The following is a 26,168-nucleotide window of genomic DNA, read 5'->3' on the forward strand; positions in this document are numbered from 1 at the left end:
GCCTGAACCGCCTGGTCCCATATGCGGTTCATGGCCGCATGGTCTTCGGGTGAGACCCATGGTGCAGCGGCCTCGACGAGGCGGAGTTGATGAACTTCCAGAAGCTCGACGCGGGAAGGCCTCACCAGTGGTTCGCCCACCAGCTCATGGTCGTAGATCGGGCCATACGACGGGTGTCCCCCGCGCCGGCGCCCGTACTACGACCCCACCCGCAGGCCCGGACAGCTCCTCCCGCGCACGGAGAACCGCGTACGGGCGGATGCTCGCGTGATTCGGTGCCCTGCCCATGTCTCCAGCGTGACATTTCTGCCGGAGCCGCACCCCTTCGATGGTGCAACCTCACAAGGCAGGAATCGCAAGTGCCGGGCAGTCTCATCGAAGTGCGAAGAGTCGCAGCAGCTCCGCTTGCCTTGGGGCCACAGCCAGGATCGGATTGCTCGCACGGGGGTAGATCTCGGCCGTCTTCCACTGCGCGGCGCGAACACTGGAGGCGACCCCAATCTTGACTCCGCGCGCGCGGAGCTCCACCAGCAATTGCTTGGCGTCGAACAAGTACACCGACTCGATACACCAGGGGCGAACGCCGCCCCTCGACGATGCCGCCGGCGACGCGGGCCCCGTGAAGACGAGGTAGTAGTCCAGCTCCGTCCGCTCGGTAACGTCCAGCAGGCCCTCACGCTTGAGGTACCACTTCACATTGACAGTCCGGCCGCGCAATGGACCAGACGTGAACCGACCGTCGATCGCAGCGGCTACGGCCGAGGTCTCCAGCTCGATTCCGAAGACCTGCGCCGCGATCCACTCGCCCAGGTGGCCCGAGGTCATAGGACGCTGGATGAGCGCTGCGATCTTCTCGTCGATATGGTTCCGCTCGTTCAACAGCTCGGCGATGCGCTCCACGTCGACATCGCTCATGGCACCCAGCCTTCCACTCCCCTACACAGAATTCACGAGTCACGACAATGGTCGCGAAACATACGAGGAATGCTCGCCGCACCGCGTCAGCGTCCATGGACGGGTCTTCTCCGGGGTCGGCAGGGCCCCCGGCGCAGACCACCGACGTACATGCAGGTGACATCGCGGCCGGCATCAGCCCGCGCGTCGGCCGCTCACCAGGGGGCTCGTCGAGTCAGCGCGACACGAGTAGCGCCACAATCGCGGCAATCGCACTGATGATTCCAGCAATTTCAGCAACGGTGGTCAATGTGCTGCGCCCACGACTATTTGCCTGGCGCTCGCCGGAGGGATGCCGAGTCTCACCTCCTACACCTCTGCGACGTCTGAGAATCAGGAAAAATATCAAGACCACCGCCAGTAGCAAGATCAGCAATTCAATCCATGACAGGTTGATAATGACCTCCATCTCCTCTGCCGATTTGCGCCCTGGTGAGATATCGCCAAAGTTCGCGCCGGTGCTACATACGGGATCACACGACCATGCCGATACCGGAGGTAGCGCGGTGGAACCCCGAGTATGGCGAAAGGCCGGAAACCGTGGGCGGATCCGGTCCGCTGAGCGGACCGGGCGCCGGGAGACAGGCGTGCGCCGTTGCCGATTTCGGGGCGCGCTCCCATGGGGGCGGAAGCACGCTCGTTCGCCGCCTCCACCCGACGTCGGCGACCGGATCTCGACCGAGTTGTACAGCCCGCTGCTCGGCGCGTCCTCGGCGCTCCCTGGCATCGCCGAGACGACGGCGGTCCCGCTGGGCGGCGGTTCCGGCTGGGTGACGGCGGGCCCCGATACCCCGCCCGTCGTCCTCGGCTCCCCAGGGCCGCGGGCCGAAGACAGGAACTATGGGAGCTTGTCCTTCTTCCAGGGGCTGACGCCGAGCTTCCCGGTGGTGCCGAGATCGAGCTCCGGCGTCAGCATCAGGGGAGGAGCACCGGCCTTGGCGTTCACCCTGACGTACGGCAGGTGCACTGAAGTGCCGTCGGTGACGGTGTTGCGCCACATGAGGCCGGCGGACGCGCTCTGGCCCGGCTTCAGGGTCACCGGCCGGGGCGGATCGTCGAAGCCGGTCACGGTGGAGATGCCGCCGCCACCGTGCAGGACCTCGATGCCGGTGACCGGCTTTCTGTCCTCGTCGAGGAGTTGGAGCTGCGGGTAGCCGTCGAGGTGGTAGGCGCGGGTCGAGCAGTTCTCCAGATGGAGACCCACGACGCGGAGCCCCATGGCGGCGTCACCATTGCCCAGTGTGACGCGGACGCCCGAGGGCGGGCAGAGACCTGCCGGATCGGGCGCCTCGTCCGCCGGGACGCTTCTGACCTTGGCGACGTGCACGCCCCCCACGGTGTATTCCTGCGGAGGAAGCCCGCCCATAGTGACCATGCCCTGCACGGTCTGACCGGGCTCGACCGCCGGCACCGTCTGCTCCGCGTTCGACAGCACCGCTCCGGAGCGGGACACGAATGCGAAGGTGACGGTGTACGTGAAGGGTTCGGCCTCGTGGTTGGTGACCTGGAACCCGGCGGAGAACCGGCAGTTGCGGGACCGTACGCTCAGGCCGGTTATCGCGACGCCGTCCCTCTCCAAATCCCCGGAGGTGATCGGCGTATCGGTGGACGGGGCCCCGCATGAGGGGTCATGGGGCGAGCCTTCGGAGCCGAGGCCGTCGCGCCACGCAGCGGCCCACTGCAATCCGCAGGCCGGGAGGAACAGGACTCCGGCGAGTACGGCGGCAAGGCCGAGGGGGATGGTACGCATCCGAGCGTGACGCATAGGGACCCCAGGCTATAGCGACGGCCTGCCGAGGCGCGGCACTCATTCGACGCCGGAATGCGCGCGGCGACCGGACGCCCCTCAATGAACGGGCGCAGCCGGGGCCGGCTCGCGCACCATGAACACGTCCACCTCGTCCTCGGCCTCGACCGTGAACCCGTGCCGCTCGTACAGCCGCCGGGCCGCACTCCCCCGCAGCACGTTCAGCCGGATCAGGGCGTCTTCCCGGTCACACCGCTCCAGCAGGCCGCCCAGCACGGCGGACCCGATCCCCCTGCCCTGCAGGGCCGGGGCCAGGTAGAAGTGCTCCAGCCAGTAGGCGCCGTCGGCCGGTCGCAGTGCCACACACCCGGCCACGGCACCGTTCGCCTCGATCGTCCAGGTGTGCGCCGGCGTGTATCCGTCGCGCAGCCGCTGCCGTACGCGCTGATCGTCGTAGCGGCCGAGCCGCTCAAGATCAGGACGAAGCACCACGGCCCGCAGCTCGGCGACCGCCTCCACGTCCGCCGCCGACGCCGGCCGGAGCCTCCAGTCCACCACGAACCAGGATGGTATCGAGCGAGGCTCTGCCGGCCTGAGGGTGCCGCCGACGAGGCATCGTCGGGCGGGATAGGCGCGGGCCGCCCCGGCCGTCCACGCCTGCCCGCGCCGCTGACGGGCGTCCGGACGGGAGCAGGGGGGTTATTCACCCTGCCGCGCGGACGCCGCCTGGCTCGTCGTGTCCGGCACGGCCTGGGCGAGCAGCCCGTCGACGAGGGCCCGTAGCCCCTGGGCGTAGGTGTCCTGCGCGGACAGCGTCCGCCACAGGTCGCCGATGGCGACCAGGTGCGGCATCCGCGACGCGTCGAGACCGCTGAAGAGGGGGCCGCGGCCGGCGTCCGCCGGCTGGCGGGCGGAGTGGGCGCGGACGAGGATCTCGCCGACCGTGTAGTACCAGATGTGGCGGAAGAGGTGCACGGCCTGTTCGGGCGTGCATCCGTGGTCGATGGCTCCGGCCACGACGGCCTCGACCATCCACACCGATTCGCCGAGCCGGCCGACGAACCCGTCGGCCGTGAGGACCTCCGCGGCCCATGGCCAGGCCGCGAGGGCGTCGTGGATCAGGGTGGCGGTCGCGATGATGCGGTCGCGCGGGTCGCCGGGCAGGTCGGGGCGCGGGACCTGGTCGGCGTATTCGGTGATCAGCAGGAGCAGCAGGTCTTCTTTGTCCCGCACGTGGTGATAGAGCGTCATCGTCCCGATGCCCAGCTCGGCGGCCAGCCGGCGGATGCTCAGCTTCTCCCAGCCGTCCCTATCGATGAGCCGCCGGGCCGCGTCCAGGATCTGCGCTCGTGAGGTCACCGGTGGACGGCCGGTTCGGCCATGCGGGGCATTGCGTCGGGACACCGTCCCATCATTCCGTCCGGCCGCTCCCTCACGCCAACCGAGGCTCCCGCCGTCGACACCCGAGCCGGTTCCGATGTACTTTCAGTACGTGTACGAAAACTATCCCCTCGAAACCTGCCGGAGGACTGAGGAACGGTGACAGACACGCGATCAGCAAGCGGACGACCGCTCGCTCGTACGGCCGCCCGGCAGGGGCTCACCCTCGCCGCGGTGGCCGTCGTGCAGTTCATGGTGTCGGTGGACCTGTCGGTCGTGAACCTCGGGCTTCCGCGGATCGCCGCTGGCCTCGGCTTCAGCCCGGTGGGGCTGACCTGGGTGATCCACGCCTACGCCCTCACCTTCGGCGGCCTGCTCCTGCTGGGCGGGAAGATCGCCGACCGCTACGGCCACAAGCGGGTCCTGATGGTCGGGCTCGCCGTCTTCGGCCTCGCCTCCCTCGCCGGCGGCTTCGCGCAGGAGCCCGGCCAACTGGTGGCCGGCCGCGCCCTGCAGGGCATCGGGGCCGCCGCGCTGTCTCCGGCCGCGCTGGCGGTGCTGACCGTCACCTTCCCCACCGGCAAGGCCCGCGTCCGCGCCTACGGCATATGGAGCGCGGTGAACGCCGCCGGCGGCGCCCTCGGCGTCCTGATCGGCGGTGTGCTCACCCAGTACGCGGGCTGGCGCTGGGTGATGTTCGTCAGCGTCCCGATGGCCGCCGTCGCGCTGGCCCTGGCCTGGCGGGGTGTCACCGGTGCTCCGCCCACGGCTCCCGATCGCCGTCCCGACGTGCTGGGCGCCGTCCTTGCGACGGCGGGCATGATCCTGCTCGTGTTCGGCGTCGTCCGCACCGACCAGTACGGATGGACCTCGCCCGTCACCCTGACGACCCTGGTGGCCGCGATCGCCCTGCTGGCCGCGTTCGTCCGCGTCGAGCGGACCACCACCCGCGACCCGCTGATCCGGCTCGGACTGCTGGCCGACCGCTCGGTCGCCGGCGCCAACTCCTACAACCTCCTGCTCGGCGCCGCCATGGCGTCGTCCTTCTACTTCGCGTCCCTCTATCTCCAGCAGGTGCTCGGAGCCGGCCCGACCGTGGCCGGGATCCAGTTGCTGCCCTTCGCGATCGGCGTCATCGCCGGCGCGACGACCGCCATCAAACTCGGCTACCGCCTGCCGCTCCGCACCATGCTGATCATCGGTGGGCTGGTGACCGCGGCCGGGTTCGCCTGGTTCGGCTTCATCAGCGCCGACGGCTCCTACCTCGCCGACGTCCTCGGCCCGTCGCTGGTCACCAGCATCGGATTCGGGCTCTGCCTCGGACCGGTCGTCTCCGCCGCCACCGTGGGCGTGGCGCCGAGCGAGACGGGCATGGCCTCCGGTCTCCTGTCCAGCTCACGCCAGATCGGCGCGTCGTTCGGGCTGGCCGCTCTCGGTACGGCCGCCCACGCGCGCACCGGTGCGAGCACCACGATCGAGGGCCTCACCGAGGGATACGCGCTCGGCATGACGCTCAGCGCCGCGCTCCTGGCCTGCGCCGTCCTCATCGCCGTCGCCGTCCTGCCGCGTACGCGTACGGCGGCGCCTGCCAGGGGCGGCGGGCGTGACGTGGTCCCAGAACCGGAATGACCGGCCGCGCCGCGCGGGCTCGCGGTGCCGCCTGCCCGGCCCGGACACGGTTCCGGCCGCCGGCCGGGCCGGGCGGCGCATGGAGCCGCCCGAGCTCCGCTTCCTCGGCAGTGGTCACGGCAACCTCGAGAACCCGCGCGGTTTCGGTCAGCGATCAACCGTAATAATCGGTAAGGGGGCAGAGACAGGGATCCGGTCGATCATGGGCGATCGCAACCAATGCGCCTCAATGAAACGGCAGGATTCCAGCCGGCCGGGCAAAGGAATCATCGGCGCGGGGAAACGGGCCGACAACATCTCCGATGCCGTTTGTTTTCTCCAGCGGAAAGCTGTTGTTTTGCGCACTTCTGGGTGACGGGGCCTTTTGTTACCTCTAGCGTGAGAATCAGGGTCTGGATCCAAGGTTCGATGGATCGATTCGCGCTCCGCGCATCCGGGTTTCCCGGGTGACGGTCACGGAGTCGACGGAGTGATACTCATGCTCAAGGAAGCACTCGCTGCTGGCGCGATCACAGCGTCGGCCCTCATCGTCCCGGTGACGATGCAGACGCAGCCGGTCTACGCGGCCGGCAGCACCGCACAGATCATGCAGAGCCCGACACAGCCCTGCCCCGGAGGCAGGTGCCGTGGCCGTGAGCGCTACCGGACGTACGGCGACCGCGGTCGCGTACGCATCCGCGAGCGCGGACGCATAGAGCAGCGCGGACGCATAGAGCGCGGACGCGAGCGCGGGCGGTTCGAAGAGCGCACGCGCGGACGCATGGAACCGCGCGGGCGGTTCGAGGAACGCGGACGGTTCGAAGACCGCGGACGTGAACGCGGGCGGTTCGAGGAGCGCGGGCGCATGGAACCGCGCGGGCGGTTCGAGGAACGCGGACGCTTCGAGGAACGCGGGCGCATGGAACCGCGCGGCCGATTCGAAGAGCGCGGGCGCATGGAACCGCGCGGCCGATTCGAGGAACGCGGCCGGTTCGAAGACCGCGGCCTCGATCGAGGACGCTTCGAAGAGCGCGGGCGCATGGAAGACCGCGGCCGGTTCGAAGAGCGCGGACGCGAGCGCAGCCGGTTCGAGGAACGCGGACGCATGGAAGACCGCGGCCTCGAGCGCAGCCGATTCGAGGAATTCGGACCGCGGTAGCGGCATCAGCTGCGGGGAGAGTGAGGCAGCAACAGCAGCAAGGACCGGATAACCGCACATCGAACCTGCCGGACCCTCGCCCCATGAGGCAGCCGCCTCGTGGGGCTCTCCCCTGCCGGGGGCGGCACGGCCCGCTCGTCCGCATTTCGTCCGCCGCCGAGGAGAAGTGAATTCCCAGGGGCCCCGCCGCAAATACGCGATTCCGTTATCGGGACGAGGTCCGACCGGGCGGCATGCGATAGACGGAAACGTGCGAACGCGATTCCGCGGTGAACTCGGTGCCGATCCAGTCCGCGTGCCTGCTTTCCAGCTCGAACCCGGCGAGCCGGCCCATGAGATCGAGCTCGGCCGGCCAGATGTAGCGGTGGGGGCTGCGAAACAGCCGGGCCTGTCCGCTCTCGTCGAACCTTAAATGGTGCGACACGACGTGCTGCCGCAAAAGGTCGTAGGTGTCCAGGCCGATGTAGCCGGGCTCCTGATGCCAGACCACGGCCTCCTGGCCCGGTGGCAGCTTTCGCAGCTCCGGCACCCAGAGCTCGATCACGAAGCGGCCTCCGGGGGTCAGGTGGCGCGCGGCGTTGCGGAAGCACGCGACCTGCTCGGCCTGGGTCAGCAGGTTCGAGATCGTGTTGTAGACGAGGTAGACGAGCGCGTACTCCCCCGGGGCGGTGGCGCTCGCCATGTCGCCGATGACGACCGGGATCGTTGCTTCGTCCACCTTCGTACGGAGCTGCTCGACCATCGGACGTGACAGCTCGATGCCGGTGACGGGTACGCCACGCTCGGCGAGCGGCACGGCCACACGGCCGGTTCCGATGGCGAATTCGAGCGCCCGCCCGTCACCCGCGAGTTCGGCGAGGCGATCGACGGTCGGTCCGAGGACCTCGGGCGCGAACATCCCGGCGCCCGGCGTGTCGTAGTTCTGGGCGGTTTCGGTGTTCCAGATCTCCTCCTGACGCATGCTCCCCACGATCGCCATGGGCGTACGCCGCCGTCCAACGATTTTCCGCGCGACGAAGGCCTGCTGCCGCACGTCTCCCGCGATGGCCGGAGGAGCGACGAGAGGTCAGACCTGCCGGTCGCGGCCCGCGAAGTATCCGGCCGCGGTCTGCGCCGCCATGAGGCAGACCACGAGGGCAAGCGGCCCGTGCCAGCCGCCGGTGTGCTGGTAGAGCGCTCCGACGAGGATGGGCCCGGGGACCGACAGCAGATAGCCGACGCTCTGCGCGAAGGCGGACAGCCGGATCACGGTCGCGCCGTCCCTGCCCCGCATGGCGATCATGGTGAGCACCAGCGGGAAGGCGCAGTTGGCCACGCCGAGGAGCACCGCCCACAGCCAGGGCGCGGCGGCGGGGGCCGCCCACACCCCGGCGTACCCGGCGAGCCCGAACGCACCGAGCAGGACCGCGATGCCGCTCTGGTTCCGCAACCGGCCGGCGACGGCGGCCAGCAGGAAGGACAGCGGCACCCCGAGCACCGAGGTGACGGCGAACAGCAGACCGGCGGTCTCGGCGGACAGCCCGGCGTCGCGGAAGATCTGAGGCAGCCAGCCGATGATCACGTACGCCGAGCTGGACTGCAGGCCGAAGAAGAGCGCGAGCGCCCAGGCCACGGGGCTGCGTGCCACCCGTACGGCCGTTCCGGCCTCCGCGGGGGCGTCCCCGCGCGCCGCCCGCTCGGCCCCCGGCGTGGCTTCTCGCCCGGTCCGCTGCCCTGCCTGGTGCCCGGCCTGGTGCCCGGCCTGCCTCCTGCCGTCCCGGGCGAGGGCGGCCCAGGGCGGCACGGCGACGGCGGCGAGGACGGCCCAGGCGCCGAGCCCGGCACGCCAGTCACCACCGAACGCACCGGCGAGCGGGACGGTGACGGCGGCGGCGGTCGAGGCGCCGAGATTGAGGGCCATGGAGTAGAGGCCGGTCATCATGCCGACCTTGTCGGGAAAGCGTTGCTTGACCACGACCGGCAGCAGCACGTTGGCGACCGCGATCCCGGCCAGCGCGAGACCGCTCAGCGTGAGGAAGACCGGGGTGGTGCCGACGAACGGCCGCACGGCGAGCCCGAGCGCGACCGCCGCCATCCCGGCGAAGACGACACCGTCCGGTCCGAAGCGGCGGGCCAGGCGCGGCGCGGCCGAGCCGACCAGCGCGAAGCACACCGCCGGCACCGACGTCAGCAGCCCGGCGATGGTGCCGCTCATCCCGAGGGCGGCACGGGCCTCTTCCAGCACGGGCCCGAGGCTGGTGACCACAGGGCGGAGGTTGAGCGCGGCCAGCACCAGCGCGGTGACCGCCAGGCGACGTGTCCACGTGGCGGACCGGGCGTGGTCCCGTCGCTGCTTCACCGGGCTCCGCAGTGCCGCGTCGTCCTTCGGCCGCGCCCCGTCCCCGGCCACCGGGCCGTCGCGACCCGCCGGCTCATCGCAGACCACGGACTCACCCCGGACCACCCCGTCATGCGGAGCGGGCGGCCCCCCGGCCCCCCTGTCATCCACGCGCCGTCATCCCGAAAACCACCTCGTCATCCTCAAACAACCAGATCATCCTAAAATCAGCGATTTATCCCGAATTCACCGGGTCATCTTTAGCGGGAGCCCTGCCGGCTCGCGACCCCCTCCGTCACATCGTTCCGGATAGGGACTTGACACCCCTTTTGTGGCGGAAAAAACTCGGATCACTCCCGCTCCACAGCACTTCCCCCGACAGCGGCCGGTGAGCGCGCAGCCGCGAAGGAGACAGGCATGAGGCGACTGCTCGCCGTTTTCGCGCTGGTCGCAGGCTTCCTGCTGGCGCCCGCGCACGCCGACGCCGCCGTCGTGGACGTCGCCCCGTCTGCCACCGCCTCGGCCTCCTACACCTCGCCCTGGGAGAGCGTGGCCGCCGTCAACGACGGCATCGAGCCGGCCCGCTCCGACGACAGGCAGAACCGCCGCTGGGGCACCTGGCCCGAGGCCGGTGAACAGTGGGCCCTGCTGACCTGGCCGTCCGCCCAGACGATCTCCTCAGTGCAGGTCTACTTCTTCGACGACGGAGGCGGCGTCCGGCTGCCGGCCTCCTGGAAGCTCGAGAGCTGGAACGGATCGGCGTACGTCGACATTCCCGCCACCTACCCCATCGCGGCCGACACCTACAACACCGTCACGTTCCCCGCCGTCACCACCACCCGGCTGCGCGTCGTCCTGCAGAGCGGTCAGGCGTCGGTCGGACTGCTGGAGATCAAGGCGCTCGCCGACATCACCGGGCAGCAGAGCACCTGGAGCCCGCCCGCCGACCTGGTCGCGCCGCTCGACGAGGTCCGGCGGCACGCCGAGTCCGCCAACCCCGACCTGTACGGCTATCGCAACTACGCCTGGGACCAGATCATCGCCAACGGCGGCAGCGTCAACTACTGCGTCCGCTGGGACTCCGGGGCCCCGGTCACCGCCGAACTGCGCGACAAGATCGAGGCCGCGCTTGCCAGGTCGTTCAAGAAGTGGACGGACGTGATGGCGGGGCACAACGGCTGGCCGTACGCGGACGTGCCGGTGAAGGTGGTCGGCTGGGCCGTACGCGACCGCTCACTGCTGCAGTGGAGCGACGACTCGGTGGACGTGTACGTCGGCGACCTGAGCGAGAACGCGCCGCAGTGCGCCGAGCCGTGCGGACGCCTGTTCGACCAGTCGGGCGCCTACCCGAACTGCCCGGGCGGCCCCTCCCACCACTACGACATGTCGCTGTGGCTCACCGAGGGCATGAGCGGCGGCATGGGAGGCGCCTGGGGACAGCGCGTCGGCAGCGAGTATCTGGTGGACAACCTCGGCAGCGACGACATCCACATCCTCCTCCACGAGATCGGGCACAGCTTCGGCCTGGACGACTTCTACGACTGGACCCCGGCCGGGCAGTGCTGCTTCCTCATGAAGGCGGGCTCGGCCACGTCGATCACCGAGTTCGACGCGTGGATGCTGCGCGACGTCTGGCGGCACCTGAAGAGCCGCTACGGCTACTGACGCCACTCCGGCGCAGGCAGGTCGCGCTCACCGTTCGCCGTCCGGATTTGTGAGCTTCTCATCGGCGGACACCGATTTCGACATGTGTCGAAAATTGTCGCGATCAAGACAGAGCGGTCGTACGAAGACATTCCACATTTACGTCCCTAGCATCGCCCACTGCGGGCCGAATCTCCCGGCCCGAGTCTCCCTGATCGTTCATGGAAGGTTTGCCGATGTCCTCATCGCCCCGGGTGACGCCTGGTCCCCTCCCGCCGGCCGCGTCACGCCGTACGGGTGCCGCACGCCGCAGCGCCGCGGCGCTGGGCCTGGCCGTCGCCACCACCGTCACGGGGCTCGCCGTGAACGCGGCCCCGGCGGGCGCGGCCGCCCCCGTCGGACCGGTGATCCAGGACGGCATGGCCCAGCCGGTGTTCTCGTCCAACAGGAACGACTGGATCCGCGAGGAGGTGTGGGTCGAGACCCCGGTCGACAGCGACGGCGACGGGCGCAACGACCGGGTGCACGCCGAGGTCACCCGCCTGCGGGAGACCGAGACGGCCGGTCTGAAGTCGCCCATCGTGTACGAGGTCAGCCCCTACTACGCTGGCGGCAACGACATCACCAACCACGACGTCGACCACGAGCTCCACCAGGCGGTCCGCCCGGGCAAGGGCTGGCAGGACCGCGGCGGCAAGCGGCTCGACCCGGCCAACGACGAGCGCCTGGCCGCGGCGGCGGCGGACGACTCCGGCGCCGGCGGCGCGGACGCGTCCCTCACGGCGACCGGCCCGCAGCCGGTCATCAGCACCAGCCACGAGTCAAACTGGCTGCCCCGCGGTTTCGCGGTGGTCCACGCCGAGTCGCTGGGCAGCGGCCAGTCCGACGGCTGCCCGACGACCGGCGGGCGCAACGAGACCATCGGCGCCAAGTCCGTCGTCGACTGGCTGAACGGCCGCGCGAAGGCGTACGACGCCTCCGGCCAGGAGGTCAGGGCGACGTGGACGACCGGCAAGGTCGGCATGATCGGCACCTCGTACAACGGCACCCTGCCCAACGCGGTCGCGAGCACCGGCGTCAAGGGGCTGGAGGCCATCGTGCCGATCTCGGCGATCTCCAGCTGGTACGACTACTACCGGGCGAACGGCGCCGTCGTGGCCGCCGGCGGCTACCAGGGCGAGGACACCGACGTGCTCGCGGAGTACGTCTACACGCGCGCGGACCAGCAGATCTGCCGGAGCGTCATCGAGCAGCTCGCGAAGGCGCAGGACCGCGAGACCGGCGACTACAACGCCTTCTGGGACGAGCGCAACTACATGAACGACGTGAACAAGGTTCACGCCGCGGTGCTGGTCGCCCACGGCCTCAACGACTGGAACGTCAAGACCAAGCAGGCCGCGCAGTGGTATGAGGCGCTCAAGGCGCGCGGGGTGCCGCACAAGATCTACCTGCACCAGGGCGGGCACGGCGGCTCCCCCAGCGTCGACGTGCTCAACCGCTGGTTCACCCGCTATCTGTGGGATCAGCAGAACGGCGTGGAGAACGACCCCCGCGCCCTGGTCCAGCGCGAGGACAAGACCCTGGTCCAGTACGCCGAGTGGCCCGACCCCGCCGCCAAGGACACCGAGCTCAACCTGGCCCCCGGCGACGGCGGCGCGGCCGGCCTCCTCACCCCGGACAAGACCCGGAAGGGCAAGCCGGTCACCGAGACGATCGTCGACGACGCCACGAAGCCGGCGCAGACCCTCGCCGACGCGGTCACCTCGCCGAACCGCCTGGCGTACAAGTCGGCGGCGCTGGCGGCACCGGCCAGGCTCAGCGGCACCCCGCGGGTCTCGCTGCGGATGTCCTTCGACCAGCCGGCGGCGAACGTCACGGCGCTGGTCGTGGACTACGACGAGAACGGCAAGGCGAAGATCATCACCCGGGGCTGGATCGACCCGCAGAACCGCAAGTCGATCTCGCGGACCGAACCGGTCAAGCCGGGCTCGCCCTACAGCCTCGACTTCGACCTGCAGCCGCACGACTACGTCTTCCCCGCGGGGCACCGCGTCGGGGTCGTGCTGCTGTCGAGCGACTACGAGTACACCATCCGGCCCGCTCCCGGCGCCCGGCTGCACCTCGACACCACGAAGAGCACGGTGACGCTGCCCATCGTGGGCGGCACCGGCGCGCTCACCTCGGCGAGCTGACCGTCCTCTCCCGACACGCCGTCCCCCTCGGCCCGACCGGCCGGTGGGGACGGCGTTCGCGTTACCGCAGCAGCGCCTCGCGGTGCCGCCAGGCGAGGTCCAGCACGGCCGCGCCCGCCGCCTGCATCGGCTCGTCGGGGACGTGCCGGCGCACGGTCTCCGCGTCGAACGGAACCCGGCCGACGATCCGGCCCTCGCTGTTGGCGGCGGCGACCTCACCGAAGGCCGCGTCGAACGTCTCCGCCTCCAGCACGGTCACCATGAGGAAGTCGGTCGCGAACGTCAGCGGATCGACGCCCACGCCCAGCACGTGGGAACGCACCCGCCCGTCCTCGCGTGCGTCCGTCAGCAGCCGGTAGAGCGGCCAGCTCGCGTAGTCGAAGCCGTCACCGTACTCCTCTCCCCGGCCCAGGAACTCCTCCGCGTACTCGCGGACCATGCACTTCCACAGGTCGAGGTCGGCCTTCTCCGCTCCCACGGACTCGTGCGCGGGCTGGAACACCCCGACCGGCATGACCTGGAAGAGCCCGCCGCCGTGCGCCACCCTGGCCGGGTCACGCCAGTGCAGCACGAACGACGCCTCCCCCGTACGGCGGTCGTGGCGCAGCGTGAGGGTGGAGATCGCGCAGAGCGCGGGCCGCCGGCGCAGGTCGGTGGGGTCGCCCACGAGCCCACGGAACGGCAGCCGGCCCCCGGCGTCCCCGTGCCCGGTGAGCGCATGCCCACCGGACACCTGTCCGCCGAACCTCTCCCCGCCGGACTCCTGCCCGTCGGACTCCTGCCCGGCAACCCTTTGACCGGCAGGCTCATGCCCGGCGAACTCGCGCCCGCCGGACCCTTCCCCACCGGACTCCTGCCCGGCGACCCCCTGACCGGCGGGCTCATACCCGCCCAACCCCGTGCCTCCGAAGCCCTGCCCGGCGAGCTCGTACGCGGCGAGCTCGTGGGCTGCGGCCTCCCCCACGCTCACGCCGTCGAAATAGCGTGCGCGGGTGAAGGTCAGGCCGGGCCAGGCGACGTCCAGCAGCCGGTAGCAGACGCGGTCCTCGAAGAGCCGGGGGCGGGCGAGCGCCCCCAGCGCGTCCGGGTAGGCGTCGGCGCCCTCCGGCAGCAGGGCCGCCGCCTCCGGTTCGCGGCCCGTGACGGTGGGCGCGGGAGCGTCCTCCACCCAGCCGAGCCGCACCTCGCGCAGGTCGAGCGGCGTGGCCAGGGTCCATGGGGTCGCAGTCAAGCCGTCCCGGGTGAGCAGGCGGGTCGATCCGGCCCTGGCCGTCCCGGGATAGAGCCGATCCGCCGCGACGGCCAGCTCGTGCCGGTGCCCGTCCAGCCGTCGCCGCACCGCGACCCATTCCGGTCCCGACGGACGTACGCGCGGATCCGAATGCGATGTCACGGGCTCAGGACCCTACCCACCGGCGCGGTGCCACGTCCTCCGCCGCGTACTCCGTGGAAGACCGAGCGTGGGTGTCCGGTCACCTCTGGTGAACACGGAGCGTCATAGATGGTGACGGACAGTATCCAGAGAGGAGCTCACGATGCACTCGCGGCGACAGGGGGTGGGCGCGTGACGTCCCTGCTGCACATGGACGCCAGCGCCAGCGGCTGCGGCGATTCGATCACCAGGGAGCTGACGGCGTTCTACGCGGACACGTGGCGGTGTCTTCACGGGAGCGACGGGTACCGATACCGCGACCTCGCCGCCGACCCGGTCCCGCTGGTCTCCCCGGCCTTCGTCTCCCTCGGCATCCGGGTGGAGCGGCACGGAGCGGTTCCGCTGCAGAAGGTGGCGGAGATGACCGCCGGCCCCGCCGAGGAGCGCGAGTGGACGCTGACCCTCCCGCTGATCGAAGAGATGCGCGCGGCGGAGACGGTGCTGATCGGCGTCCCTATGTACAACTTCTCCGTGCCCGCGTCCCTCAAGGCGTGGATCGACCGGGTGACCTTCCCCGGGGCGTTCGTCGACCCCGGCACGGGCGACCGGCTGCTCCGGGAGACGACCGTGGTGGTGGTCACCGCCCGCGGCGGCTGCTACGCGCCGGGCACGCCACGGGAGGACTTCGACTTCCAGACGCCCTATCTGAGGGCCTACTTCACCGAGCTGGGCGTGGCGCCGGAGAACCTGCACTTCGTCCATGCCGAGATGACCCGGGCCTCGGACGTGCCCGCCCTCGCGCACTTCAAGCCCCTGGCGGCGGACTCGCTGGCCGCGGCGCGGACCGCCGTGTCCGAGCTGGCCCGCCGGCCGGCGGGCAGCGGGACGGCGACGCGCATGCGGTGAGGTCCCGGCGCGGGCGAGCCGGGGCGGCGCGCCGACTCCGCTCAGCAGCTCGTTCTCGATGTCCCGGGTGAACAGCGAGCATTCCTGGCCCTGGACGTCAAGTTCGAGCCGGAGCACCTCGACGCGCTCGCGCCCTCACCACCCAGCACAGGACGCAGGGCACAGGACACAGAGGCGCAGTGCACAGAGGCGCAGGACACAAGAGGTGTAGGCACCGGGCGGCCCGGCCACCCGTAGCGGCCCCGGACGAGTGGTGGTGTCCGCCCCTCGGCGGACACCACCCGCCGGCCCGCCGCGTGTCACCTTTCCGCGGCGCGATTCGTCTTAAGGACGAGAAGCAGAGACACGAACGGACGGGGAGACTGTTCCGCACCGCCGAGGTCCGCCGCTGAAGCCGCGCCGGGCCGCACCGGCATGGTCAAAACCGAATATCGACGCCCCAGATCGGCATTCTATAAATGCGTTGTCAGAATGCCGTGCCGTCGTGCGCTATATCGAAATCGATCCGGCGACGTCCGCGAATTCGCAATGCCGCAAGACCGGGCGATCCGGGGATTTCAACAATTCACCGGGCACGTTTCCCGGCGATATCCGCTTCCAGCGCGGGGTACGCCGGTCGCACCCGGCAGAGCACCCACCCGGGGAACGAGGGCGGCCCCGGCCTGCTGTGGCCACCTGTGGCCGGCGCGGTCCCGTGCGCTCAGGCGTGGGACTGCCGCTGCTCCACGGTCATCCGGTAACGGTGAGTGATGGTCGCGAGTTCGGCGGCCTTGTCGTGGTTCGTACGCCCGGCGATGCCGCGCTCGGCGCCGTCCATGTTCCGGTTGGCGAGAATGATGGCCGTCGTGGCGGGGCGCCTGGCGGCTTCGTACCGCTGCAGGGCGGCGGCCACGTCCTCACCTCGCGCGAGTTCGGCGGCGAGCGTGATGCCGTCGAGGATGGCCTGGGAGGCGCCGTTGGCGCCGATCGGATACATGAGGTGGGCGGCGTCACCGAGCAGCGTGACCCTGCCCTCACCCCAATGCGGGAGCGGGTCGCGGTCGGCCATCGGATAACGCAGGATGCGGGGACTGCGCGCGACCATGACGCCGGGGTTCAGCCAGCCGAAGTCCCACTCGACGAGGTGCGGCAGCACCTCTTCGAGCAGGCCGGGACGGTTCCATCCCGCGCCGTCGGACAGGCTCTTCGACGGAGCGGCGACCATGCACACCCAGTTCACCAGCGCCTTGCCGCGCTCCGCGTGCCGCCTGGAGATCGGATAGGCGATCAGCCGGGTGGCCCGCTCGTCGTTGACCAGGATCATCGTGCGCCCGTCGAGGAACTCGTCCATCTCGGACAGGCCCCGCCACATGTCGACTCCCGCCGGAGACAGCGCACCACGGCCGGGGTGGAGCTGAGACCTGACCGCCGAGTGCATCCCGTCGGCGCCGACCAGCGCGGCGGCCTCGAACTCGACCATCCCGCCCGCCTCGTCGTACGCGAGGACGCGGACGCCGGAGGCGGTCTGCCGGAAGCCGTCGACGCGAAGCCCGGTGCGCACCGCGTGGGGGCCGAGCCGGTCCTGAACGGCCGCGAGCAGGAGCATCTGCAGCTCACCGCGGTGAATGGAGTATTGGGGGTGTTGGTGACCTGCGGCGACGCCCCGGGGCTCGGTCCACAGGATGGCGCCCCTGTGGTCGAGGTATCGGTGCTCGCGGGTGCGGATGCCGGCGGCCGCCAGCGCCTCGCCGAGCCCGAGCTCGGTCAGCGCGCCGATCGCGGCCGGCTGGATGTTGATCCCCACTCCGAGGGGCCGGAGCTCGGCCGCGGCCTCCAGCACGACCACGTCGATTCCTTCGGCGTGCAGGGCGAGCGCGGTGGCCAGCCCTCCGATCCCCGCACCCGCGATCACGATGTCGGCGGTGTTGGCAGTCGTCATGGCGTCGCGCTCCCTGAGCCGGAGATGGCTACTCTGCGTTACTTCAGAGGTGGCACTTCAGAGGGGTCACTTCAGAGGGGTCACTTCAGTGGTGCGCCGCAGTAGTGGGGAGATAGGGGCCGGGCCCCGGACAGAAGCCCGCTTACGGAGTGCGGGCGGGGCCTCGTCCCGCCGATGCCGAGAGGCGGGACGGGGCTCGCTGTGCCGGGGCCCTGGCCGGCTTCTGGTTTCCGACCGGGAAGTTCCTGGTCAGGCGTGATGCACGGAGACGACCTTGTACGCCTGGGGGACCGCCTTGGCGATCTCCGCCGCCCTCTTCGCGAAGACCTGCGCCTCGGGGTCGGCCGCGGTGGCCTTGATGTCGTCCGGGCTGCGCCACTGGGCGAGGTTCACGACCCGGCTGCCGTCGAGGCTGGCGAGAATGTTCACCGAGATGAAGCCGGGCCGGTGCCGCATGACCTTCTCGACACCCTCGTCGAGAATGGCGATGAGTTCCTGCTGCTGCGAGGGGTCGACGTCGAAGACGTTGATGAATGTCGCGAGCTGATCGCCGACCCGAATCACTGTCTCACTCATGACTTCATCGTATCCGACAAAGAACCAATTCAGTCAAGCCCGATTGTTGATTAAACAGGATTCCGAACATGAGCATCTCTCCGAATATCGCGCACGCAGAGCAGGAAATACCGCTTATCGCAACCGGGCACGCCGGACGGCTTCACGGCCGTCCTCGCGCACCCTCTCGCCGCCCCACAGAAGCCGGGTCACAGGAGCAGCATCCGGAGCGGGACCCCGGCACAGGACCGCGGGACCGGCCTGGGCCCGGTGGGTTGGTTGGGTGCCGTGTGTGGATGCGCCCGGTGCGTCGGTCCGGTCGGCTGGGTGCCCCCAGTGCGTGGCTGCGGTGGGTGGGTGGGTGGGTGGGTTAGTCCAGTGCGCGGGTGCCCCCGGTGCGTCAGTCCGGCGCGAGTGCGCACGCTGAATGCGCCCGGTGCATCGGTCCGCCGCACGGGTGCGGTGGGTGGGTCATCCCTGCGCGCGGATGCCCCCGGTGAACGCGCCCAGTGGGTCGGTCCGGTGGGCGCGGTGCACGGGTGCGCCCGGTGTGTGGTTGCGCCCGGGTGAATGGGTCCGGCGCGCGACGCCGCGCCGACGTCGGCGCCGGACCCACCCGGAGCCCGCCGCGGGGTCCGTCACGGGACCCCGGCGGGCGTGCCCTTCCCCGGCCTGAGGCCGAGGTCGGCCCTGCCTCAGGCCGGCGTCAGCGAGGGGCTGGCGTGCAGGTCGAATCCCTCATAGCCCGCCTCGGCCACTTCGCCGAGCTTGAGCCGGTAGGAGGCGAGCCCCGCGAAGTAGAACATGACCCTGTTCTTCTTGCCGGGGATGTTGGCGCCGAAGATCCACGACTTGACCTTGGGGAAGAGCGTGTAGTCCGCGAGCTTCCTGCAGGTCTCGGTCCACTCGTCCTCTGCGTCCCTGGTGGCCTCGATAACGGTCGTGCCGTTCTCCTCCGCCGTACGGATCAGGTCGCCGATCCACTCGACCTGCGTCTCGATGCCGGGCGGGAGGTTGCTGAAGGCGCTGTTCGGGCCGAGGACCATGAACAGGTTGGGGAAGCCGTGGGTGGCGACGCCGAGGTAGCTGGTGGGCCCGTCGTCCCAGTGGTCCCGGATCGGCACGCCGTCCCGGCCGCGGATGTCCATTCGCTTGTAGCTGCCGTCCACGGCGTCGAAGCCCGTCGCGAAGACCAGGATGTCGAGCTCGTGCTCCACGCCGTCCTCGGTGAGCACTCCCGTGGGAGTGATCTCCTTGATCGGCGTCTCCTTGATGCTGACCAGTGAGACGTTGTCGCGGTTGAAGATCTCGTAGTAGTCGGGGTTGCAGATGGGGCGCTTGGCGTAGAAGTCACTCGGCGTCAGCTTGCGCGCCGTCTCCGGGTCCTTCACGATCTCGCGGATCTTCGACCGGATGAACTCCGCCGCGGCCTCGTTGGCCTCCGGGTCGGTCGCGATGTCGGAGAACGTGCCGAACATGAAGCGGAAGCCGTTGCCCTTGTCCCAGTACTCCTGGAACACCCGCCGGCGCTCCTCCTCGGAGACGCTCATGGCGGGGACGTCGCTCTCCTCGAATCCGCAGGCGACGCGGGAGTTGCGCACCTGCTCCCAGATGCGGTCGTACGACGCGCGCACCTCCGCGACGTGCTCCTCGGTGACGGGGCCGTGGCCGGACGGGACGCAATACTGCGCCGAGCGCTGGAACACCGTCAGATGCCCGGCCACCTTGGCGGCGGCGCAGGCGAACTGGGTGCCGGTGGATCCCGTGCCGACGACGCCGACGCGCCTGCCCTCGATCGTCAGGTCGTCGGGCCAGGAGCCGGTGTGGACGATCCTGCCCCGGAAGCGGTCGCGGCCCTTGATGTCGGGGATGTTCGCCGTCGACAGCGGCCCGAGCGCGGTGACGACGTACCGTGCGGTGAAGCTCTCACCGGTGTCGGTGCCGACGGTCCAGACGCCGCGCGACTCGTCGAACACCGCGCTCTCGATGCCGGTGTTCAGCTGGATGTCCCTGCCCAGGTCGTGCTTGGCGACGACCGCCTCGAGATAGGCGAGGAGCTCCCGCTGCGGGGTGTACTTGGTGGTCCAGTTCCATTCCTGGAGCATCTGCTTGTCGAAGGAGTAGCGATAGACGAAGCCCTCGACGTCCGACATGGCGCCGGGGTAGCGGTTCCAGTACCAGGTGCCGCCCACGCCGCCGGCCCGGTCGAAGGCCCGCACCCGTAAGCCGAGCTCGTTGCGGAGCTTGTGGAGCATGTAGATTCCGGCGAAGCCGGTGCCGACGACGATCGCGTCGAAGTCGGTGTCTGTCGTGCCGGTCGTCGTGTCGGTCGTCGTGTCGGTCAAGGTTGCACTCCTTCGTGTTTCCTGTCCCTGCGGGAGGGGGTCACGGCTGCAGCCGTGAGATGTGCCAACCGGAGGGGGTCCGGTCGTAACGCAGCCGCCGGTGCAGCCGGTCGGCGTCGGCCGACCAGAACTCGACGGCGGCAGGCTCCAGGCGATATCCGGCGAAGCGCGCCGGGCGCGGCAGGGAGGTTCCGTAGGACGCCAGGCGCTCCGCCTCCGACCTGAGCCGGGCGACGTCCTCAAGGGGTTCGCTCTGCCGGGAGGCCACCGACATCGCGTGCAGCGGCACCGGCCGGGCGTTCCACAGTCGTTCCGCCTCGGGCTCGGGCAGCATGGCCACCGGGCCGGAGAGGCTGAGCTGCCGGGCGGTCTCGCGCCAGTAGAGCAGGCCCGAGGCCCAGCCGGTCTGCGCGATCTCCCGGCCCTTCCTGCTGGTGCTGTGGCTGGTGAAGACCAGGCCGCGGTCGCCGACGTCGATGACGGCGACCATGCGGGTGGAGGCCCGGCCGCCGCGGTCGGCGGTCGCGAGCGCGAGGGCCAGCGGTTCGCGCACCCCGGCCTCCACCGCCCCGGCGATCCACTGCCGCGCGAGGTCCATCGGTTCGGCGGGCGGCATGTCGTACTCGGGGAACGCCGGGTCGATGGTCCCGGTCAGACTCTCGAACCTGCTGCTCACTGTCGCCTCCGCGAGCTGTGGGGAGCGGGGGGACGGCCGCAGGGCACGGCCGTCCCCGATGGCAAGGGTGGGGAGGGGGTGGAAAAGGGCGGAAGGGGGTGGCAAGGGGAGGGGGCGGGAAGGGGGGACCCGGCCGGACGGGCCGGTCGCGCCGTTCAGGCGTAGATCACTCCGCGGGCGACGGTCACGCCCGAGCCGCCGACCCGTACGGAGGTGACGTGGTCCGCGGTTCCGTCGGCGCGGGCCCGCATGAGCGAGGGCCGGCCCATCTCGACGCCCTGGTGGATGTCGATCCACTGCCCGAACCCGATGCGCCCGTGCCGGGCGAGATGGATCGCCAGCGGGCCGGCCGCCGACCCGGTGGCCGCGTCCTCGGCCACGCCGTACGCGGGCGAGAACATCCGGCTGCGCCAGGTCGAGCCGGAACCGGCGAAGCAGTTGGTCGCCATGTCGGGAAAGGCGGCGAGCGCGCGCTGGTCCGGGTTGACCCGGGACAGCGCCGCCGTGCTCTCCAGCCCGACGAAGACGTGCCGGGGACCGTTGTGATAGATCACGACGGGCAGCGCGGAGGAGGTCAGGCCGAGCGCGGCGAGCAGTTCCCCGGCCCGGTCGAACTCCGTCCAGGTCGGGACGGGCTGCTCCATCTCGGCGGCGACGACCCTGCCGTTCACGCGCTTCAGGTCGAAGGCGATGACGCCCATCGCCGTCTCCAGCCGGAGCCGGTCGCCCCCGCGTCCCTCGCCCAGCGCGATGGCGGTGCCCAGGAGCGGATGCCCGGCGAACGGAAGCTCGTTCACGGGGGTGAAGATGCGGATGCGGGCGTCGCCACCCAGCCGGGGCGGGAGGACGAAGGTGACCTCCGACAGGTTCATCTCCCTGGCGATGCGCTGCATCCGCTCGTCCGGCAGGTCCTCGGCCTCGAAGAAGACGGCGACCGGATTGCCCTGCAGCGGCGTGTCGGTGAACGCGTCGACGACCACGTAGGGACGCGCGCCCTCCAGCACGGACTGGCCAGCGATGGTCACGACAGCAGTCCTTTCATCAAGGAGCCCAGGATGCGCGGGCCGTTCTCGGTGAGCACCGACTCGGCGTGGAACTGGATGGAGGAGAAGCACGGGCCGCGCAGCGCGTGCACCTCACCGGTCGCCGGATCGCGGCAGATCTCCACGGTGCCGACGCCGTCGATCTCGGCCAGGTCCGCCTCCGCCCGGGCGGCGAAGGTGTTGTAGAACCCCACGCGCTCCCGCGCGCCGAACAGGCCGATCTCCTTCTGCACCCCCTGGTTGGGGATGTCGCGGCGCTGCAGGGCGAACCCGAGACGGGCGGACAGCACCTGGTGACTGAGGCAGACGGCCAGGAAGGGGCGGCGCGCGGACAGGAGGGCATCCGCCACCGCCCGCAGGAAAGCGATCTTCGGGTGGGCCGGGTCGCGGGGGTCGCCGGGTCCGGGCCCCAGCACGACCAGGTCGTAGCCGTCCAGCGAGGGGGCCTCGTCGTGGCGCCGTACGGTCACCGACATGCCCAGGCTGCGCAGCTGGTGGTCCAGCATCGAGGTGAAGGTGTCCTCGGCGTCGACGATGAGCGTGCGCACCCCGGTCAGCACCGGCTCGGCCGGCATGTCCCCGGGGTGGCCGCCCAGCCAGAAGCCGGCGATGTTCGCGTTGCGCCGCTCCAGCGCCTCGCGGACCTCCGGGCGGGCCCTGAGCCGGCCGCTGTCGCCGGTGTCGAGCGCCGCGAGCAGGCCCGCGGCCTTCGCCCGGGTCTCCGCGACCTCCGACATCGGATCGGAGTGGCGTACGAGCGTGGCGCCGACGCCCATCCGCGCCCGGCCGGCGCGGTCGATGTCGGCGGTCCGGATGAGGATGGAGGAGTCGAGGGTCTGCCTGCCGTCCTCGTCACGCCCGATGAGGGCGACGACCCCGCTGTAGTAGCCCCGGCCGTACGGCTCGTGCCGGTCGATGACCCGGCAGGCGTTCTCCACCGGGCTGCCCGTGACGGTCGGGGCGAACATGGTCTCGCGGAGGATGTCGCGCACGTCCCAGCCGGTCTCGCCCTCGATGAAATACTCCGTGTGCGCGAGACGCGCCATCTCCTTGAGCCGGGGGCCCGTCACGCGGACGCCGGGCTCGCAGATCCGCGCCATCATCTTGAGCTCCTCGTCCAGGACCATGTAGAGCTCGTCGGACTCCTTGCGGTCGGCGAGGAAGTCCATGACCCCGTGCAGCGAGGGGCCGGACGGCGGATAGCGGTAGGTGCCGCTGATCGGGTTCATGGTCGCGACGCCGTTCCGCAGCGTCACGTGCCGCTCGGGGGTGGCGCCCACGAACGTCCGCTCGCCGGTGTGCACCACGAAGGTCCAGTACGCGCCCGACTCGACCTCCAGCAGCCGCCGGAAGAAGGCCAGGGCGGAGCGCGGCGTGTAGTTCCCGATGTCGGCGACGAAGGACCTCTTGATGACGAAGTTGGCCCCCTCCCCCTCGCCTATCGCCTCCTTGACGACCCTGCGGACGATCTCGGCGTAGTCGTCGTCGCTCACGTCGAAGTGCCCGCCCGAGACCGCGAAGGGCAGATCGGGTATCCGGTCGAGCGCCTCGGCGACCGGAACCACGCCCTGCCGCGTCACGGTCATCGCGATGAGCGGGGCGCCGTCGTCGGCGCAGGCGAAGCCCCGTTCGCGGACCTGCCGATAGGGGACGACGACGAGCGCGTGGTGGGAGCCGCCCGCCGCCGGCTCCCGTGGGCCGGGCAGCGGGACGTCCGCGAGCTCGCGAAGGTGCGCGATCTCGCCCGTCAGCACGTCGAGCAGGCCCGGCCCGTTCGCCTCGGGCCGGTGCAGCAGCGCGAAGGCCGGGGCACGGAGCTCCAGCACGGCGCCGAGCAGGTCGCCCCCGCCGGGGTCCGGCCCGTTCACGCGAACACCTCCTTGGCCGTCAGGACGACCGCGCAGCGTTCTGCCGCGTACTCGACGGTCATGCGGTGGTAGCCGGCGGTGAAGTCGGCGACGGCGTCGGCGACCAGGAACGTCTCCAGGTCGTTGGTGAACGCGTCGACGGCCGTCATGAGCACGCCCACGTGGGCGTACACGCCGCAGACGACGAGCTGGTCGCGGCCGCTGCGCCGGATGCGCTCCAGCAGGTCGGAGCGGAAGAAGGCGCTGTAGCGCAGCTTGGTGAACATCCAGTCGCCGGGTGCGGGGGCGAGTTCGTCGACGACGAGCCGGTCCTCCGGGGCGCGGCGCATGCCCGGCCCCCAGAAGTCCTTGAGGAGCCCGCGTTGCTCCTCGGTCATGTCACCGGGCTGAGCCGTGTAGCCCACGGGCACGCCGAGCGCGGCGCTCCGCTCGCGCAGCAGCGCGATGTTGCCGACGAGTTCCTTCCTGATCGGCTCGGGGAACGGCCTGACGAAGTAACGCTGCATGTCGTGGATCAGGAGCACGGCACGAGCGGGGTCGGGCGTCCATCCGGCGTGGTTGGCGGGCAGGTCGCCCGCGGCCGGGAGGAGGTACGGCTTGATTGTGGGTATGCCGGACATATAACGACCTTCCTGGTGTCCGTCGCGTCAGCCGCCCCAGGCTGAGATGACCGAGACCGCCTGCCAGAGGGTCAGCCGGGGGTCGCAGAAGCTGGTGTAACGGTCGCCGACGTGGTCGAAGCCGCTCTCGTCGGCGACGCACTCGGTGACGTCGTCGGGTGTCGTCTCCAGATGGAGGCCGCCGGGCACGCCGTCCGCGCTCTCGACCGCGGCCACGAACTCGCGGACCTCACGTTGCATGGTCGGCACGACGCGCGTCTTGTGCCCCGACGGGGTGACCAGCGTGTTCCCGTGCATGGGGTCGCAGAGCCAGATGACCGGGTGCCCGGCGGACCTGACGGTCTCGACGAGCGGCGGCAGGGTGTAGGCGACCTGGTCCGCGCCCATCCGGGAGATCAGCGTGAGCCTGCCCGGCTCTCGTTCGGGGTCGAGCCGCTCGCACAGGGCGAGCAGCTCGTCCTTGGTCGTCTTCGGGCCGACCTTGCAGGCGACCGGGTTGGTGACCTCGGACAGCAGCGCGACGTGCGCGCCGTCCACCTGCCGCGTCCGCTCGCCGACCCAGGGCCAGTGCGTCGAGCCGAGGATCAGCCGTCCCGACCCGTCCCTGCGGAGCATGGGGACCTCGTAGTCGAGGAGCAGCGCCTCGTGGCTTGTCCACACGGGCGGGTCGATCGGCGACCGGGCGGACGAGCCGCGCCAGGCGAGGTGGTCCATGATGTCGCTGGCCGCCATGTAGCCGGTGAGTATCCGCAGCGGATCGGGCTGCCTGCTCTCGGCCGTCGGCTCCGGGCCGTTGACCAGGTGCCCGCGGAACGCCGGGAGGGTGAGGTCGCCGACCTTCTCCATCGGGCTGGAACGCGGCTTGGAGAACTGGCCGCCGATGCGGCCGACTCTCAGCACGGGCTTGTGTGTGATCATCTTGAGCGCGCCGGCCAGCACGTCCAGCGCCGCGGACTTGCGGCTCACGTGCTCCGGCGTGCATTCCTCCGGGTTCTCCGCGCAGTCCCCGGCCTGTACGACCAGGGAGTTTCCCGCGGCGACCTCCGCGAGGAGGGCGCGCAGCGTGCGCACATCCGCGGGCCTGACGAGCGGGGGCCGGGAGGCGAGCACTTCCTTGACGCGCTGGACCTGCGAGACATCGCTCCACTCCGGCTGCTGCAGCGCGGCGTCCAACCGGATGGCGGGCATCACGTCGTCCACGGTTCTCCATGGGGGTTCGAGGCGCTCTCGGCGCCGTCGTCGTCGCCCGGCCGGGGGACGGCAGGGGTCGTCCAGTGGCCGCCGCCGCTCCGCGGCAGGCGGCGGGCGTCAGGTGGGGATTCCCTCACGCCTGATCTCGGGTACGGGGATGCCCAGCGCGCGCAGCTGCTCGAACGGGTTCATGAATTCGCGCTGCAGCTTGATCTTCCCGTTCTCCAGTTGGAAGGAGTGCAGGAAGTGGTTCCTGTAGTGGCCTTCGGGGTAGCCGGGGAAGCGGATGGCGCCTTCGCCGTCGCACTCGACCCAGAAGAAGTTCGGGTCGTGCGTCTCGAAGATCTGGATGTTGGTCCAGACCCAGTCGGGGAAGCACTTCAGCGACCAGACGGCGTGCTCGCCGAGGCGGTCGCGGCCGCGGATCGCGATCGGCTGCCCGGTGTCGTTGGTCCACAGGCCGCCGACGCCGTCCTCGGTGAACAGCAGGTGCCGCCGCAGCCGGTCCTCGCCTCTGGTGTTCATGTACTTCTCGACCGTCGCTCGGTTGATCTTCCGGAGTTCGATCTCTTCGTCGCTTCCCGGAAAGCGAGTCGTCTCTGACACGATGAACCCTCCAACAGATACCGATTAATGGCGATATTTCACCCTGCTACTTTCGGCTCAGGGCACC

General features: G+C 70.4%; 22 protein-coding genes. 4 read left to right on the plus strand and 18 right to left on the minus strand.

Features of this window, described 5'->3' with window-relative positions; translation table 11 throughout:
• Window positions 1-372: 372 nt before the first annotated feature.
• The 5 genes from HCK04_RS24485 to HCK04_RS24505 all read right to left on the minus strand — a co-directional run bounded on the left by HCK04_RS24485 (window position 373) and on the right by HCK04_RS24505 (window position 4,060).
• A complete protein-coding gene (locus tag HCK04_RS24485) occupies window positions 373-915 on the minus strand; it encodes a hypothetical protein (protein WP_142649744.1) in 543 nt (180 codons plus the stop codon).
• A gap of 214 nt (window positions 916-1,129) precedes the next feature.
• A complete protein-coding gene (locus tag HCK04_RS24490; protein ID WP_142649745.1) occupies window positions 1,130-1,363 on the minus strand; it encodes a hypothetical protein in 234 nt (77 codons plus the stop codon).
• Between the two features lie 429 nt (window positions 1,364-1,792).
• A complete protein-coding gene (locus HCK04_RS24495; protein ID WP_142649746.1) occupies window positions 1,793-2,704 on the minus strand; it encodes a DUF4232 domain-containing protein in 912 nt (303 codons plus the stop codon).
• 96 nt (window positions 2,705-2,800) lie between these two features.
• The gene (locus HCK04_RS24500) at window positions 2,801-3,259 is read right to left on the minus strand and encodes a GNAT family N-acetyltransferase (protein ID WP_142649747.1); all 459 of its coding nucleotides are present in this window, start codon (window positions 3,257-3,259) and stop codon (window positions 2,801-2,803) included.
• A gap of 141 nt (window positions 3,260-3,400) precedes the next feature.
• Window positions 3,401-4,060 carry a TetR/AcrR family transcriptional regulator gene (locus HCK04_RS24505; protein ID WP_260617391.1) on the minus strand — a complete coding sequence of 220 codons (660 nt, stop codon included), beginning with the start codon at window positions 4,058-4,060 and terminating at the stop codon, window positions 3,401-3,403.
• Window positions 4,061-4,240: 180 nt separating this feature from the next.
• On the opposite strand from HCK04_RS24505, the gene HCK04_RS24510 reads away from it, so the two are divergent.
• The gene (locus tag HCK04_RS24510) at window positions 4,241-5,710 is read left to right on the plus strand and encodes an MFS transporter (RefSeq protein WP_260617392.1); all 1,470 of its coding nucleotides are present in this window, start codon (window positions 4,241-4,243) and stop codon (window positions 5,708-5,710) included.
• Window positions 5,711-6,095: 385 nt separating this feature from the next.
• On the opposite strand, the gene HCK04_RS24515 is transcribed toward HCK04_RS24510, so the two are convergent.
• The 3 genes from HCK04_RS24515 to HCK04_RS24525 all read right to left on the minus strand — a co-directional run bounded on the left by HCK04_RS24515 (window position 6,096) and on the right by HCK04_RS24525 (window position 9,273).
• Entirely contained in the window at window positions 6,096-6,854 is a 759-nt protein-coding gene (locus HCK04_RS24515) for a hypothetical protein (RefSeq protein WP_142649749.1), read from the minus strand.
• A 199-nt stretch (window positions 6,855-7,053) separates the two neighbouring features.
• Window positions 7,054-7,809 (minus strand): class I SAM-dependent methyltransferase, encoded by a 756-nt coding sequence (locus tag HCK04_RS24520; RefSeq protein WP_142649845.1) that lies wholly within the window; start codon window positions 7,807-7,809, stop codon window positions 7,054-7,056.
• A 105-nt stretch (window positions 7,810-7,914) separates the two neighbouring features.
• Window positions 7,915-9,273 (minus strand): MFS transporter, encoded by a 1,359-nt coding sequence (locus tag HCK04_RS24525; RefSeq protein ID WP_205830662.1) that lies wholly within the window; start codon window positions 9,271-9,273, stop codon window positions 7,915-7,917.
• A gap of 309 nt (window positions 9,274-9,582) precedes the next feature.
• Here HCK04_RS24525 and HCK04_RS41370 point away from each other — a divergent pair, with 309 nt between their 5' ends.
• Complete coding sequence (locus tag HCK04_RS41370; RefSeq protein WP_185949027.1) at window positions 9,583-10,830, plus strand: hypothetical protein; 1,248 nt, start codon at window positions 9,583-9,585, stop codon at window positions 10,828-10,830.
• A 215-nt stretch (window positions 10,831-11,045) separates the two neighbouring features.
• Window positions 11,046-13,001, plus strand: a complete 1,956-nt coding sequence (locus tag HCK04_RS24535) for a Xaa-Pro dipeptidyl-peptidase (RefSeq protein WP_142649750.1) — start codon at window positions 11,046-11,048, stop codon at window positions 12,999-13,001.
• A gap of 61 nt (window positions 13,002-13,062) precedes the next feature.
• On the opposite strand, the gene HCK04_RS24540 is transcribed toward HCK04_RS24535, so the two are convergent.
• Window positions 13,063-14,340, minus strand: coding sequence for a hypothetical protein (locus HCK04_RS24540; RefSeq protein WP_142649751.1), 1,278 nt, complete (start codon window positions 14,338-14,340; stop codon window positions 13,063-13,065).
• A gap of 225 nt (window positions 14,341-14,565) precedes the next feature.
• Here HCK04_RS24540 and HCK04_RS24545 point away from each other — a divergent pair, with 225 nt between their 5' ends.
• Window positions 14,566-15,279, plus strand: coding sequence for an NAD(P)H-dependent oxidoreductase (locus HCK04_RS24545; RefSeq protein ID WP_221889966.1), 714 nt, complete (start codon window positions 14,566-14,568; stop codon window positions 15,277-15,279).
• 700 nt (window positions 15,280-15,979) lie between these two features.
• On the opposite strand, the gene HCK04_RS24550 is transcribed toward HCK04_RS24545, so the two are convergent.
• The 9 genes from HCK04_RS24550 to HCK04_RS24590 form a co-directional block, all read right to left on the minus strand.
• Window positions 15,980-17,197, minus strand: coding sequence for a flavin-dependent oxidoreductase (locus HCK04_RS24550; protein WP_142649753.1), 1,218 nt, complete (start codon window positions 17,195-17,197; stop codon window positions 15,980-15,982).
• Between the two features lie 249 nt (window positions 17,198-17,446).
• Window positions 17,447-17,773: an antibiotic biosynthesis monooxygenase gene (locus tag HCK04_RS24555; protein ID WP_142649754.1), complete on the minus strand. Its 327-nt coding sequence runs from the start codon at window positions 17,771-17,773 to the stop codon at window positions 17,447-17,449.
• A gap of 674 nt (window positions 17,774-18,447) precedes the next feature.
• Window positions 18,448-20,097, minus strand: a complete 1,650-nt coding sequence (locus HCK04_RS24560) for an NAD(P)/FAD-dependent oxidoreductase (RefSeq protein WP_240971779.1) — start codon at window positions 20,095-20,097, stop codon at window positions 18,448-18,450.
• Between the two features lie 40 nt (window positions 20,098-20,137).
• Window positions 20,138-20,773, minus strand: a complete 636-nt coding sequence (gene phzG / locus HCK04_RS24565) for a phenazine biosynthesis FMN-dependent oxidase PhzG (RefSeq protein WP_142649755.1) — start codon at window positions 20,771-20,773, stop codon at window positions 20,138-20,140.
• Between the two features lie 155 nt (window positions 20,774-20,928).
• A complete protein-coding gene (locus HCK04_RS24570) occupies window positions 20,929-21,798 on the minus strand; it encodes a PhzF family phenazine biosynthesis protein (RefSeq protein ID WP_312845765.1) in 870 nt (289 codons plus the stop codon).
• Entirely contained in the window at window positions 21,795-23,684 is a 1,890-nt protein-coding gene (locus HCK04_RS24575) for an anthranilate synthase family protein (RefSeq protein ID WP_142649756.1), read from the minus strand. The genes HCK04_RS24570 and HCK04_RS24575 overlap by 4 nt, the downstream gene beginning before the upstream one ends.
• Entirely contained in the window at window positions 23,681-24,304 is a 624-nt protein-coding gene (locus tag HCK04_RS24580) for an isochorismatase family protein (protein ID WP_142649757.1), read from the minus strand. The genes HCK04_RS24575 and HCK04_RS24580 overlap by 4 nt, the downstream gene beginning before the upstream one ends.
• Window positions 24,305-24,331: 27 nt before the next feature.
• Window positions 24,332-25,504 (minus strand): 3-deoxy-7-phosphoheptulonate synthase, encoded by a 1,173-nt coding sequence (locus HCK04_RS24585; RefSeq protein WP_168066228.1) that lies wholly within the window; start codon window positions 25,502-25,504, stop codon window positions 24,332-24,334.
• Between the two features lie 108 nt (window positions 25,505-25,612).
• Window positions 25,613-26,101, minus strand: coding sequence for a PhzA/PhzB family protein (locus HCK04_RS24590; protein ID WP_142623686.1), 489 nt, complete (start codon window positions 26,099-26,101; stop codon window positions 25,613-25,615).
• Window positions 26,102-26,168 lie beyond the last annotated feature (67 nt).

The organism is Microbispora sp. CL1-1 (assembly GCF_012034195.1).
Classification (GTDB): Bacteria; Actinomycetota; Actinomycetes; order Streptosporangiales; family Streptosporangiaceae; genus Microbispora.

Bases quoted from the DNA above. Each gene is read 5' to 3' on its own strand.
- HCK04_RS24535 (WP_142649750.1), top strand. From the start codon at position 11,046: ATGTCCTCATCGCCCCGGGTGACGCCTGGTCCCCTCCCGCCGGCCGCG.
- HCK04_RS24495 (WP_142649746.1), bottom strand. From the start codon at position 2,704: ATGCGTACCATCCCCCTCGGCCTTGCCGCCGTACTCGCCGGAGTCCTG.
- HCK04_RS24490 (WP_142649745.1), bottom strand. From the start codon at position 1,363: ATGGAGGTCATTATCAACCTGTCATGGATTGAATTGCTGATCTTGCTA.
- HCK04_RS24515 (WP_142649749.1), bottom strand. From the start codon at position 6,854: ATGCCGCTACCGCGGTCCGAATTCCTCGAATCGGCTGCGCTCGAGGCC.
- HCK04_RS24555 (WP_142649754.1), bottom strand. From the start codon at position 17,773: ATGAGTGAGACAGTGATTCGGGTCGGCGATCAGCTCGCGACATTCATC.
- HCK04_RS24520 (WP_142649845.1), bottom strand. From the start codon at position 7,809: ATGCGTCAGGAGGAGATCTGGAACACCGAAACCGCCCAGAACTACGAC.
- HCK04_RS24550 (WP_142649753.1), bottom strand. From the start codon at position 17,197: ATGACGACTGCCAACACCGCCGACATCGTGATCGCGGGTGCGGGGATC.
- HCK04_RS24485 (WP_142649744.1), bottom strand. From the start codon at position 915: ATGAGCGATGTCGACGTGGAGCGCATCGCCGAGCTGTTGAACGAGCGG.
- HCK04_RS41370 (WP_185949027.1), top strand. From the start codon at position 9,583: ATGAGGCGACTGCTCGCCGTTTTCGCGCTGGTCGCAGGCTTCCTGCTG.
- HCK04_RS24580 (WP_142649757.1), bottom strand. From the start codon at position 24,304: ATGTCCGGCATACCCACAATCAAGCCGTACCTCCTCCCGGCCGCGGGC.